Source organism: Clostridium rectalis (assembly GCF_900626095.1).
Lineage (GTDB): Bacteria > Bacillota > Clostridia > Clostridiales > Clostridiaceae > Clostridium_AS > Clostridium_AS rectalis.
Genome location: NZ_UYZZ01000006.1, coordinates 76,907 through 90,989, shown reverse-complemented (window position 1 = coordinate 90,989; position 14,083 = coordinate 76,907). Strand labels below are relative to the sequence as shown.

The 14,083-nt window shown below is 28.1% G+C and carries 13 protein-coding genes and 1 riboswitch; of the genes, 2 read left to right on the top strand and 11 right to left on the bottom strand.

From position 1 onward, the window contains the following. Positions 1–359: 359 nt before the first annotated feature. The 6 genes from glmM to cdaA all read right to left on the bottom strand — a co-directional run bounded on the left by glmM (position 360) and on the right by cdaA (position 7,849). Positions 360–1,706: a phosphoglucosamine mutase gene (gene glmM / locus EJL03_RS10750; protein ID WP_125153980.1), complete on the bottom strand. Its 1,347-nt coding sequence runs from the start codon at positions 1,704–1,706 to the stop codon at positions 360–362. Positions 1,707–1,989: 283 nt separating this feature from the next. After that, positions 1,990–3,060 (bottom strand): butyrate kinase, encoded by a 1,071-nt coding sequence (buk, locus tag EJL03_RS10745; RefSeq protein ID WP_125153979.1) that lies wholly within the window; start codon positions 3,058–3,060, stop codon positions 1,990–1,992. 28 nt (positions 3,061–3,088) lie between these two features. Then, positions 3,089–4,000, bottom strand: coding sequence for a phosphate butyryltransferase (ptb, locus tag EJL03_RS10740; RefSeq protein WP_125153978.1), 912 nt, complete (start codon positions 3,998–4,000; stop codon positions 3,089–3,091). A gap of 189 nt (positions 4,001–4,189) precedes the next feature. Then, complete coding sequence (locus EJL03_RS10735; protein ID WP_125153977.1) at positions 4,190–5,785, bottom strand: NAD(P)/FAD-dependent oxidoreductase; 1,596 nt, start codon at positions 5,783–5,785, stop codon at positions 4,190–4,192. Next, the gene (locus tag EJL03_RS10730) at positions 5,775–7,031 is read right to left on the bottom strand and encodes a CdaR family protein (protein WP_125153976.1); all 1,257 of its coding nucleotides are present in this window, start codon (positions 7,029–7,031) and stop codon (positions 5,775–5,777) included. The genes EJL03_RS10735 and EJL03_RS10730 overlap by 11 nt, the downstream gene beginning before the upstream one ends. Then, a complete protein-coding gene (cdaA, locus tag EJL03_RS10725) occupies positions 7,001–7,849 on the bottom strand; it encodes a diadenylate cyclase CdaA (RefSeq protein ID WP_125153975.1) in 849 nt (282 codons plus the stop codon). Before cdaA ends, EJL03_RS10730 begins: the two co-directional genes overlap by 31 nt. 170 nt (positions 7,850–8,019) lie before the next feature. Here cdaA and EJL03_RS10720 point away from each other — a divergent pair, with 170 nt between their 5' ends. After that, entirely contained in the window at positions 8,020–9,003 is a 984-nt protein-coding gene (locus EJL03_RS10720) for a hypothetical protein (protein WP_125153974.1), read from the top strand. A 28-nt stretch (positions 9,004–9,031) separates the two neighbouring features. Continuing rightward, positions 9,032–9,157, top strand: a riboswitch (cyclic di-AMP (ydaO/yuaA leader). Position 9,158: 1 nt separating this feature from the next. After that, entirely contained in the window at positions 9,159–9,686 is a 528-nt protein-coding gene (locus EJL03_RS10715; RefSeq protein WP_125153973.1) for a cell wall hydrolase, read from the top strand. A 79-nt stretch (positions 9,687–9,765) separates the two neighbouring features. On the opposite strand, the gene EJL03_RS10710 is transcribed toward EJL03_RS10715, so the two are convergent. The 5 genes from EJL03_RS10710 to EJL03_RS10690 form a co-directional block, all read right to left on the bottom strand. Further along, complete coding sequence (locus EJL03_RS10710; protein ID WP_125153972.1) at positions 9,766–10,629, bottom strand: NAD(P)/FAD-dependent oxidoreductase; 864 nt, start codon at positions 10,627–10,629, stop codon at positions 9,766–9,768. Positions 10,630–10,723: 94 nt separating this feature from the next. Beyond that, positions 10,724–11,041: a thioredoxin gene (trxA, locus tag EJL03_RS10705; RefSeq protein WP_125153971.1), complete on the bottom strand. Its 318-nt coding sequence runs from the start codon at positions 11,039–11,041 to the stop codon at positions 10,724–10,726. A 96-nt stretch (positions 11,042–11,137) separates the two neighbouring features. Further along, positions 11,138–12,361, bottom strand: coding sequence for a tetratricopeptide repeat protein (locus EJL03_RS10700; RefSeq protein WP_125153970.1), 1,224 nt, complete (start codon positions 12,359–12,361; stop codon positions 11,138–11,140). 106 nt (positions 12,362–12,467) lie between these two features. Then, positions 12,468–13,439, bottom strand: a complete 972-nt coding sequence (locus tag EJL03_RS10695) for a DUF4652 domain-containing protein (protein WP_125153969.1) — start codon at positions 13,437–13,439, stop codon at positions 12,468–12,470. Next, complete coding sequence (locus tag EJL03_RS10690) at positions 13,436–13,993, bottom strand: RNA polymerase sigma factor (protein ID WP_125153968.1); 558 nt, start codon at positions 13,991–13,993, stop codon at positions 13,436–13,438. The genes EJL03_RS10695 and EJL03_RS10690 overlap by 4 nt, the downstream gene beginning before the upstream one ends. Positions 13,994–14,083 lie beyond the last annotated feature (90 nt).

Genomic DNA, 14,083 nt, shown 5'->3' with positions numbered 1-14,083 from the left:
TTTTTAAGGTTTTAACACCTGATTGATTTTGTCCCAAAAATCACTTTCTGGATTTATCAACCTTTAACGGTAGTGCGATACCGTGGGGCACCCGCCGAAGATTCGATACTCCCCATCCTCGTCAACTTAAGTGAAACTCTAAATCTTTGATTTAGAAAGTCAAGCTTACTCAATTTAATGTATCATCACTTAAGCCCTGGCGCTTTTAAATATTAATTCTTCTTTCCTATAAACATCACTCCCCTTAAATAAATATATAATTATTATATTTATTATAACTAAATTGGTCAATAATTTATTAAAAAACTGCTATTCCACCTATAATGGAACAGCAGTGCTTCCCATTTAAATTCTATTGTTTATTTAGTTTTCTTCTCTATCAATTTAGCTAATGAATGAGCCAAATTGTCTATTTCCATCTGATCTTCACCTTCAAGCATAACTCTCACTAATGGTTCTGTACCTGATGGTCTTATAAGAACTCTTCCTCTTCCAGCCATTTTTTCCTCTATCTTTTTTATTTCTTCTATAATTTCACTATCTGTTTTATATATATCCTTCTTGTGGTTAGGTATCTTTGCATTAACTAATACTTGAGGTAACTCCTTTACTATTGAAGCCAATTGTGATAACTTATTACCTGTATTTTTAATTATTGATGAAATTTGAAGCCCAGTTATCAATCCATCACCAGTCGTATTATAATCTAAAAAAATAATATGTCCTGATTGTTCTCCACCTATTTTATAATCCTCTTTAAGCATTTCTTCAAGTACATACCTATCCCCAACTTTTGTTTTTATAAGATTTATATTCTCTTTATCCATGGCAATAAATAATCCCATATTGCTCATTACTGTTACTACTACCGTATTTTTATGTAACTTATTTTTTTCTTTCATATACTTTCCGCAAATACCCATTATAAAATCACCGTTGATTAAATTACCTTTTTCATCAACAGCTAAACACCTATCTGCATCTCCATCAAATGCTAATCCTAAATCGCATCCTTTTTTAACCACATACTCCATAAGTTCCTCTGGATGAGTTGATCCACAATTTTTATTTATATTAATACCATCTGGATCATTATTTATTACAGAAACTTTTGCTCCTAACTGTTTAAAAGTTTCTACTGCAACTTCATATGCTGCTCCATTTGCACAGTCTAATGCCACTTTCATTCCCTTTAAATCAATATCTATAGTTGATTTAGCAAATTCTATATATTCCTCTAGTGCACCTTCTGCTATTACTTTTCTTCCTATATCTTCACCTATAGGACAAGGTACTCCTTCAAAATTATTTTCTATAATACTTTGAATTCTATCTTCTAATTCATCTGATAATTTATATCCCTGTGAATTAAAGAATTTTATGCCATTGTACTCTACTGGATTGTGTGAAGCTGATATCATTACTCCAGCATCTGCCTTATACTTTCTTGTTAAATACGCTATAGCTGGAGTGGGTATAACCCCTAGACATACGGCCTCTGCTCCTACAGAAAGTATTCCAGCTACTAATGCACTTTCAAGCATATGTCCAGATATTCTTGTATCCATGCCAACTAAAATTTTAGGCTTATGTGCCCCTTCTGTTAAAACATGAGCTCCTGCCTTTCCAAGACTATATGCCAAATCTGATGTTAGTTCACTATTAGCAATTCCTCTAACACCATCTGTTCCAAACATCCTACTCATAAGTAAATACCTCTCTTTTTGCTTATTACATAACGTTTAGATATTTAAATCCATTTTACTCTTTACTAAATAATTATAATATATTTTGCCTATGGGAACAATACATCAATTCAATGTAAGTATTAACAGTTTCTTAAGTTTTTCCATATTTTTTATTAAAATATTAAAATAGATAGCATTTTATTTAATATTATATACACAGTAAGTATTGTTGTTTAAAATTTTATTCTGTAATACTATATAATAAAAATGACCAGTAAATTAATACTGGTCATATAAATAATTATTTATATTCTTTTGCTTTTTCTTCACCTTTTAACACTCTTAGTCCACCTTGAGTTAATGCTAAAAGTTCATCTTCTCCAGCATAAATCACTACAGGAGCTAAGAATCCAACCTTCTCCTTAATTTCTTTAGTTACGTACTTACTATAAGCTATTCCACCTGTCAAAATTATAGCATCTATCTTTCCTTCTAGTACTACTGCACATTTACCAATTTCTTTGGCCATCTGATATATAAATGCATCCAATATTAATTTGTGCTTTTCATCACCTTCTAATGCCTTGTTTTCAACATCTCTAAAGTCATTAGTTCCAAGATAAGCAACTGCTCCACCTTTTCCGTTTATTTTCTTTATCATTTCTTCTAAAGTGTATTTCCCTGAAAAACAAAGTCTTGCTAAATCCCCTATTGGAACCCCACCGGTTCTTTCTGGTGAAAATGGTCCTTCTCCATCTAATGCATTATTTACATCTACAATTCTTCCATTTTTATGTGCACCTACTGATGCTCCACCACCCATGTGTCCTACAATAACATTTACATCTGTATATGCTTTTCCATTTTCTTTAGCATATCTTCTAGCTACAGCTTTTTGGTTTAATGCATGAAATATACTTTTTCTTTCTACTTCAGGCATACCGGAAATTCTTGCTACATCCTGAAGTTCATCAACAACAACAGGATCAACTATAAATGCAGGAATTCCTAATGATTTTCCTATCTCATTTGCTATAATTCCACCTAGATTTGAAGCATGCTGTCCTCTTACACTTACTTTTAAATCTTCAAGCATAGCATCGTTTACAGCATATGTACCACCTTCAACAGGTTTTAAAAGCCCACCTCTACCTACTATTGCACTTAGAGTTTTTATATCAAAACCCTTTTCATTTAATACATTTAATATAACTTCTTTTCTAAATTCAAACTGATCATAAATAGTAGCATATCTTCCTATTTCTTCTGCTGAGTGTCTTAAAGTTTCCTCTAATAACAATGTCTCGTCTTCAAATACACCAATCTTTGTTGATGTAGAACCTGGATTAATTATTAATAACTTATGTGACATATCTTTCCCCTCCGTTTAAATTAATTATTTACTTTCTCATACTTTCAGCAACTAATGCTGCTAAAGCAATTGAATACATTTTTGTTTCATGGCTATCATTTCTTGAAGTTAAAACAACTGGTGCTGCGGTACCTACAAGTAAACAACCATTTTTAGAATCAGTTGTATAAGTTAGTGTTTTATACATAATATTTCCTGCCTGAATATTTGGAAGTAACAATACATCAGCGTTACCCGCTACTTCCCCTGTTACTTTTTTATGTTTTGCTGCTTCTTGTGATAAAGCATTATCTAAAGCTAAAGGACCATCAACTACACAACCTTTAATCTGTCCCCTATCACTCATTTTAGAAAGAATTGAAGCATCTATAGTTTCTGGCATGTTTGGATTTACAACTTCAACTGCGCATACAGGTGCAACTTTTGGACAATCTATTCCTATTGCATGAGCCACTGAAACTGCATTATTTATCATATCAACCTTATCCTTTAATTCTGGATACATATTAAAAGCAACATCTGTTAAGAAAAGTAGTCTATCAAACTTTTCTGTTTGGAAAACAGCTACGTGTGACATTAGCTTACCTGTTCTTAAACCTACTTCTTTATTTAATACAGCCCTTAAAAAGTTCGCTGTATCAACTAATCCTTTCATAACCATATCAGCTTTTCCTGTTGATACAAGCTCCACTGCTTTTAATGCAGCCTTCTTAAGATTAGGTTCATGCACTATTTCAAATTTATTTATATCCATTTCTATTTCTTTTGCAATGGATTCTATTTCATCCTTATTTCCAACAAGTATTGCATCTGCTATATTTTTTTCTTTGGCGTCTCTAACAGCCTCTAAAACTGGCTTATCTTGTGCTACTGCAACTGCTACTTTTTTAATTTCCTGGCTTTGAACTTTTTGTAGTATTTCGTCAAAACTCTTAATCATTAAAATACACCTCTTCTTAAAATTTTATTTATATATTGATAAATTTTTAACTATTTTAAATTTTTATAAATACCCTATTCTATTTTAGCAAATTTTCGCTAAAAAGTGCACGTTTTCAGAATATTAAATTACTATGTATTCTCTATCTTACTAATTCTGTAAATTATTAATAACTTAAATTATTTAAATTCAAAGAGGTGACCATTGTTTCATAATGCTTTCAGCTACCTTTAATCCATCTACTGCAGCAGACATTATTCCACCTGCATATCCTGCCCCCTCCCCTGCTGGGTATAGTCCTTGTGCACTAATACTTTGTAAATTTTCTCCTCTTACAATTCTTACAGGTGCGGAAGTCCTTGTTTCTATACCTGATAATATAGCATTTTTATCTCCAAACCCCTTTATTTTCCTATCAAAATTTACAAAACCATCTTTTAATGATTGCACTACGTATTTAGGCAAGCACTTTCTAAGATCTGTAAGTTCATAGCCAGGTTTATATGTTGGTTGTATCTTACCAATTTTTTTGCTTTTCTCATCTATTAGAAAATCTCCTAATAACTGTATTGGAGCAAAATAATTATTTCCTCCTAATTTATATGCTAAATTTTCATAATATCTTTGAAACTCCATACCTTTTAATGGAGAATCCCCTTGAAAATCTTCCCCTCCAACGGCCACAACTATAGCCGCATTGGCATTTTTGCCATCTCTATTATGATAACTCATACCATTAGTAACAAGCATGCCATCTTCCGAAGCTGCAGCCACTACCTGCCCACCAGGACACATACAAAAGCTATAAACTGACCTATTGTTACTAGTTTTACATGCTAATCTATAATCTGCAGCTCTTAATCTTGGATGAATTGCATATTTCCCATATTGGTTCTCATTTATCATACTTTGGTCATGTTCAACCCTAACCCCTATGGCAAAAGGCTTTGATTCCATAAATATTCCTCTCTTAAATAACATCTCATATGTATCTCTTGCACTGTGCCCTATAGACATTATTAAAGACTCACAGGGGACTTCATTATTATTTACGATAATAGATTTTAACTTATTATCTTTTATAACAATATCTTCCAATCTGCTATTGAAATAAACATGCCCTCCTAGCCCAATTATTTTATTTCTAATATTTTTTACTACTTCCTTTAGTATATCTGTCCCTATATGTGGTTTTCCCATATATAAAATTTCTTCTGGGGCTCCTGATTTAACAAATTCTTCTAATATAAAATCGCACCTACTATCCTTTATTCTTGTAGTAAGTTTTCCATCTGAAAAAGTACCTGCTCCCCCTTCCCCAAATTGTACATTAGAATTTTTATTAAATTTGCCTTCACGCCAAAATTCATTCACACTTATAGTTCTATTTTCTACATCTTCTCCTCTTTCAAATATTATAGGTTTATACCCCTTCTTTGCCATCAAAAGACCGGCAAACATACCTGCCGGTCCCATACCAACTATAATTGGTCTATGAGTCATTTTTTTATTACCAAGTTTTAATTCCTTATTATACTTCACCTGCTCTATTAAAACATCCTTATTATTGGCCTTAGCTACTATTTTTGTCTCATTATCACATGCAACTTCTACTGTGTAATTAAATTTTATAGAATTTTTTTTTCTTGCATCAATAGATTCCTTTAATATTTTAAAATCTTTTATAGAATCTGAAGATATTTTAAGTTTTTTTGTTACCTTTTCTTTTAAAAAATCCATATCTTCATCTATGTTTAAGATTAAATTATTTATTCTAATTGGCATTTTCACCCTCCGAAACTACTTTCTTTTTTATATCCACTGTTATACTCTGTGGAGATGTAGAAACTACTTTAACTCCATCTGAGACAATAACTTTTACAATAACACTATGGCTACCTTCTCCTAACCCTGCGACATCTACATTACATTTTATATCCTCAGCTTTTAAGTTTTCTATAATATTATTATCACCGGATACAGTAATAGAAACTTGATTAACATCAAGTGATGTAGTATACTCACTATTTTCATTTAAAGCTGTTACATTTACTATAAAATCTTTTTTTATAATATTGTTTTCATTATTATTTGAGTTAGAATCAGAAGATATCTTAACTTTCACATATCCATTATTATTTATCAATGTTACACCTTTAGGTATAACTAATCTAACATTTACTTCATCAGATGATATACTATTTAAATCAATAAATTCTGTATCCAATGCAGTTATATTATCTATTACTCTTTCATCTCCTGCTATTTCTAACTTTTCTGGATATGATACTAAAGATTTTAATACCTTATTCCCACTCAATGTGCCAGTGGTTTTTATATTAACTCCTACACTTTTTACTCTTCTTATAGGAATATTCATTGTTACAAAAGTAGGCTTAACTTTTATTTGATCCACTTTATTACCATTTACATCTACAGCCACAATGGGTACATTAGCATCTATATCTTTATATGCATTGCTTATATCGTATGTTGCTTCAGCTCTATCTACTTTTTTAACAAAATTAGAAGCCCCTCTTACTGTAACAGTGGATAATTTTGTTGTTGGTGTTGTAGCATTATAGCCATCTTTAGTTTTACCAGTTAACTTCACTTTTAAAGGCACAGTTTTTTCAATTAAATCATCTAATTGAACCTTTACCCATAAATTATCCTTATTAACTATATCAATATTATTTGGACTTTTTACAATCTTTACTGGTATATTATTCTCTCCCTTTTGAAGTACATATGCTCCTAAATCTATAATAATTTTAAAATCATTTTCCTTTACTGAATAAATATCCGTAGCAGTTCCCTTTAAATTCAATGTTATATAAAAATTTTGATTAGGAACTAATGCAAGATTATATTTAGATAAAGCTTCCTCATTTATTATAGTTACTGGAATACTCTTTTTATATGTTCTAATTGGATTTACTACACTTGTAGTATAAAGCCATAATCCAAAAGCAGTAATAACACAACAAATTTTAACCATTATATCCTGTCTTTTATTTTTCTCATCCATGTTATCACCTGCTCTCTAAAATTTAACTTCCTATTCTTTCTATTTTTAATTAATTTAATTAGTACATTAGTTAATTTTTCTTTATCATAATTTCTAGTTAAAATTCCGTTTACAGCTAGTGATACAATACCTGTTTCCTCTGATACTACTATTATCATAGCATCAGATGTTTCTGAAATACCTATGGCGGCTCTGTGTCTTGTTCCTAAGGATTTATTTAAATTATTATTACTAGTCAAAGGCAAAAAACACCCTGCAGAAATTATCCTATCATTTCTAATTATTGTAGCCCCATCATGAAGAGGGGTATTAACTACAAATATATTTTCTAATAAAGAAGATGACACTAATGCATCAAGTTTAACTCCCGTATTTATAGTTTCACCAAGTCCAGTTAATCTTTCTACCACAATTAAAGCGCCTGTCTTAGATTTAGATAAACTCTCTACAGCATCTGTTATTTCCCCTATTACTTTTTCCATTATTTCTTCATCTTCTAAAATATGTTTGTCACTAAAAGTGCTCCTACCAATATGTTCTAATGCTCTACGAATTTCCGGTTGAAATATAATTATAAAAGACAAAACTCCTATAGTTATAGTATTACTAAGTATCCAATTTAGCATATCTAAGTTTAATAATTTACTAATAGGAATAAGTATAACAATAAAAATAAGCCCTTTTAAAAGCTGTTCTGCTCTAGTCTCCTTTATTAGACTATAGCCTTTATAAAATATATATGATACCGCTAAAATATCTAATATTGATAAAAAATTAATATTTTTTGTAGAATTTATAAGTACTTTCAATATTTCCATATATTCACCCCCTCTAAGGATTATATACACTATATATTATCAATTATACACTATACTCCAATATTTTATAAAACATAATTTACTTTATTTCAAAAAATATTAATAAATTATTATAAATAGTAATTTAAAGTTTTAAAAAAGAATAGTTATATTTATAGGGGGGATTTTATATGAAAAATAAAAAAATTTTTATTCATATGGGAATAATTTTTATAGTTATAGTACCTTTATTTTTACTGTATTTTTGGTTTTGTAACTCACCTATAAAAAAATATGAATACAATCTAAAAACTAGTATTCGTAAAGTTAATAGTATTAATAATGACATTAGTCCTCTAATAAAAGGACAAACTATAGATACTGATAACTGCAAAAAAAATATTCCTAAAAAAATTTCATCATTAATCGCAATAAAAAATGATTTAAACAAAACAAAAGCTCCAGAAAAATATGCTCTAACTCAGGAGAATTTTCTTTTAGGTTTAGATAACAATATACATATATACGAGCAAATACTTGGTATTGTAAATAATCCTCAAGCTAAAGATATTTCAAACTCCTGTAAAAATCTCAAAATGTATAATAAACACTGTATAAATTATTATTCATTATGTAAAATAAATAATGTAAAGATTAATTTTAAAGAAGACTACTTAAATTATTTAAATACATGTATTAAATATAGTGGTGAATTGGAAAACACACAAAAAAGTGGTGAAATTAAACAAAGTCAATATAGAACTTTCATAGATAATATGGATGAAGTCTTAAGTTGTTTTCTAGAAATAAAAATTGATATGAATGAAACTAAATGCAATATAAAAAATAACAGTATTAGTTATGATAACATATTATCAAAGGTAGATAATATGAAAACCGAATTTGAAGATATCTTATATAAATTTTCAAAAATAACTGTTCCTTCTGAAGCAATATCCTGCTATACTCTTTTTTCTAAAACACTTGATAATTATAATTCTTATATACAAAATTTTAGATATGCCATCACTACAGAAAAAAACTCTAGTTCTAACAAATCTAAAACAGTGGATGCATTATATAATGAAACTAACTTAAACTATAAAATTATGGACACAAATTACAATAAGTTTCTTACTTCATACTCTAACTTCAAAACTTTAGTTGACAATTAAATGTGTATTTTTTATTAGTTTTAGGGAACACTACCATTAACCTAAGTTTAATATAACGCGGGGGAACCAATGTATTTGGGGTGAATCGTTTATATACGTAGGCTAACCTTTGCCGAACCCGTCAGCTAACCCCGTTGGTAAAAGGAGAGGATTTTATGACTAAAAAAAATTTACTTTGTTTTTTTATTTTTCTGTTTGTATTGCTTAATGGATTTACTGTAAAGGCTGGTGTTTCTCTAGATGTAGATTCAGATTTATTTAATTCAGATCCTAAAACCGTACAAGTGTTAAGCCATTCTAATGGTAAAGTTTATATTACAGATAAAGATGTAAATTTAATGGCCAAAGTTGTATACGCAGAAAGCTGTGGAGAACCTTATGAAGGAAAAGTAGCTGTGGCATCAGTAATTCTTAACAGAGTTAAAGACCCCTCTTTTCCTAAATCTATAGAAGGCGTTGTAAAACAACGTAATGCTTTTTCTTGCGTAATAAATGGTGAAATTAAAGCTAATCCTGACGATGCTTGTTATAAAGCCGTTGTAGATGCTTTAAATGGTAAAGATCCAACTAATAAATCTGTATTCTTTTATAATCCTAAGATTGCTACGTCCAAATGGATGAAAAATATAGATAAAAAGAATATAAAATCTATAGGTAACCATGTTTTTTTTATAATTAGGTAATTATATTAAAGACCTCCTCATTATACCTAATAATATAATACTAAAAGCCACGCAATACATATTAGCGTGGCTTTTAGTATTATAATTTCATTGAGTCTATATAAGCTACAGCATTTAAAGCGGCTACTTGACCTTCTCCTGCAGCTTTTAAATATTGATACGGTTTCCCTATGCAGTCTCCTGCCGCATAACACCCCTCTATGTTTGTTTTCATATTTCTATCAACCTTAATATGTCCATTTTCTACTTCTAAACCAGGAACTAATTGTTCAGGTGAAACGCTATCCTTAAGCACAAATATACCATCAGCTTCAATTTCATTTCCCTTTAGTATAAGTTTTCTTGCCATAATATCTCCTGATATTTCTATAGGCATATCTTCTATAATACTAATTGTTTCCTTTAATTCAACATCATTTTTATACATTGGTACATAATATACTTTGGAGGCAACTTCACTTACAAAGTTAGCATCTTTTTCTGCCTCTTTGTTATATCCTATTATTGCTACCTTTTTCCCTTTGTAAAGTGGCGCATCGCAAGTAGCACAATACCCTACTCCTCTTCCTAAAAACTCTTCTTCTCCTTTTAGAGGTTTAGTATATTCCATACCTGTTGCTAAAATAAGTGCCTTAGCCTCATAAACTTTTTCATTCACCATAATTGAAAAATAGTCACCCATAGCATATATTGAATTAACTTTTTCTTCAGTTATATTTAATCCCATACTTTTTATATGATTCGAAAATTTATCTTTCAACTCTGCCCCAGTTATACTTGAAAAACCTAAATAATTATTTATTTGAGGAGCTTTAAGAAGCTTATTACTTAAATTTTTATTTCCAAATAAAATTATATTTTTATTTCTTATTTTAGCATTAACAGCAGCTGACAAACCAGACGGACCACTACCAATTATAGCTATATCAAATCTTGTTTCCAATTTTTTCACCTCTCTAAAATTATTTATTATATTCTTTCATATGACTTAAATAAAACAATAAGTTAACACAATAGGTGTTAACTTATTATATATACTAAATATGTTTTTCTATAGCTGTTTTCAATGCCTGTTTTGGTCTAAAACCAACCAAAGTATCTACTATTTTCCCATCTTTAAACACCAATAATGTAGGTATGCTCGCTATTCTAAGCTGAGTAGATATCATTGGATTCTCATCTACATTAACCTTTGCAAATTCAACTTTCCCATTAAGCTCTTGTGCTATTTCATCTATAACCGGTGATAACATCTTACATGGTCCACACCATGAAGCCCAAAAATCCACAACTGTAGCCTTTTGAGAATTTAAAACTTCCTGGCTAAAATTAGAATCATTTATTTCTTTTATCATGATTTCATCCCTCCATAAATACCCTTATAGGGTATAATCCATGATTTAATTTTATATTAAATTTTAAATTAAGTCAATAGTTTTTAATAATAATTATTAGTTATTTATTATTATTCCTATATTAGAATTATTATATATTGATTCTGGAAAATTTGAAACAAGTTTTTTTGCATAAAATTTTGATTTATCTATATTTATATTCTTATACAAAAGAGATAATTTATACAAAGCAGTTTCTTCATAATCTTTAATATCGTTTTTAAAATTACTTTCATACATGCTATAATACCTAATTGCACTTTCTACATCTGAAGTATTTTCATAGGCTATTGCTAACATATATACAGCATGAGGATAATACCACTGATTTTCACCATATTCACATGCCCTTTGCAATTCCTTTATAGCATCACTATAATTTTTATTATTAATATTTTCGCAGCCACTACTATAGAAATATTCACCACTTTCTAATTTTAGTATATCAATTGCCTTACCTAAAAGTGATCTTTCATTTATACTCAATTGTTTATCTTTCCATTTAAACACATAATTATATATAGAATTAAAATTTTTACTATCAATTTCCTTTCTAATCTCATTATATGGGAACAATTCCTTCTTGCTAATAATATCATTATTATTTTTGTTTTTTTCCTTAGTTTTATTCACTGTAGTTAATTCTTTACTCTCATAACTTAATTCTGGTGTAGATTTTTTATAAATAAAAGGCTTATATATTATTAATAATATAATTATAAATGATGTTATAATTATACCCATAACCGGAACTACTTTTATTTTTATATTATTACTACTGCCATATTTAAAAAGAGTTTTTTTATTTAATAAAGCAACTTTATTCTTTTTATTTATATTCAATACTTTATTAATATGTTCTAATGCTCTTTCGTATTCTCCTTTTTTTATATAACACGCAGATAAATAATTGTTAACATTTATACTATTAAAATCACTTTCCTTACATTTATTTAATATTTTTAATGCCTCATTAATTTTTATCTCTTTTATAAGTTTAACTGCTATATTATACATTTGTAATTTTTTAATATCATATTTACTATCGTATATGTATTTCTCAGCTACTCTATCTTTATTTAAATGCCAATTCATTTTCCATAATTTCCTTGATGAATCTAAGTCTCCTTTTAGATAAAGTAACAATCCTTTTAAATTTATAGAAGCAGAATTTTTAATATTTAAAGATATACTTTTCTCACATATATTAATGGCTTCATCAATATAACCATTGTTATACTTTTTTAAAGCTTTATTATACAGTTTTTTAGATTTATCCATATTATTCTCCTTATCCCTCAATTATCTATATATCATTATAAATTATACATGTTATATGCCCAATTTTCTATTTTCTCAAAGAAAAAGGAGCTTTCTTCTTAAGCCCCTACTTTTTACGATCTCTATTCAAAATACCATTTATGTTTGATATAGTTTTTATTTTCACATGTGATTTGGTAAAACTATTATCTTCATAAATATTTATATATAGTTTAAAATTAATATTATTATTCCCTTTTTTAACTTTTTCCAATTTCATTATTTTTTTCTTTTTGTCCTTTGTATTATAAATCAAAATATTTTTTCCCGTATCTAAATTCAATAAATAGACACTATCCCCTATATTAATATTCCCTTCATTATTTTCTATCACTAATAAAATATTTTTATTATCAATCCATTGAAATAATTTTGCAGATTCTGCATTATTTTCAACTTTATTTTCAAAATTCTCTTTTCCTTTTAACTGATTAGCAATTGATCTTTCTTTACTATCTTTTTTTATACTATTTTTATCTATATTATTTACTTCTTTATTATATTTTTTATCATTAACTGGTTCGTTGACTTTGTCATTGAAATTTTCATCAGTTTCATTTTTTTTATCTATTTGATTTTTATGTGCTTTATTGTCACTTTCATTTTTTTGTATATCTGATGCTTCATTTTTTTTTATATTGTCTTGAGAAGTTTCTAACTTATTTTCTTCATTAATATTTCCAAGATAAACTCTACCATTAGTAAAAGGTGCACAAAATATAATTAACATTATTATAACCATTGAAGAAATATATTGAACTTTATATTTCTTCAGATTATAATATAATTTATTTATTGGATTTTTACTATATCTTTTTTTATCTATATTTTTTATTATATCCATTCTAGAACTATTAAATTGTATATTGTCTACATTAAACGCTCCTTTTAATAATTCATTTATCTTTATTTCTTCATCGTAATCCTTTTTGCAATTACTACACTTACTTAAATGCTTATTCATAGCATTCTTTATATCACTAGAAATATTATTTTCTATAAAATCATTTAGTTTCTTTTTAAATGTACTGCATTTCAAATTGTACACCTCTTTTCTTTAAAAGAAATTTCTTCTTTAAACTTCTCCCTAGCTTTATAATATCTTCTTTTTACAGAGGACTCACTCATATTCATTATGTTAGATATATCTGAAAATGTTAAATTATCTTTAGAGTATCTTAGTGAAATAATTTGTTTATCTACTTCTTCTAATGAATTTATAAACTTTTCTAAAGTTTCTTTTATCTCTTTAAACTCTATAGATTGCTCTGGCCCTGGTTCTTTAGATATCATATTATTCATATCCTCTATGTTAGACTCATACACTCTTTTATACTTTCTTATATAATCTATACATTTATTTTTGGCTATTTGAAATATCCAATTAGAAAATTTATATTGTTTCTTATATAAATAAAGCTTATTATAAATAGTTATAAATACTTCCTGTGTTATATCTTCTGCAGTCTCCTTATTATTTACCATATTATAAACAAATTTTAGTATAGACATTTCATATTTATTTACTAATATATTAAAACCATCTATATTTCCATCCAATACTTCATCTATAAGTTTTGAATCATCATCCACTACGTTCTATCCCTCCTTTGTAAAAATATTTAATTCTATATATTAATACGAAACTGCAAATACTAAGTTAGTTAAATTAAAAAACTGAAC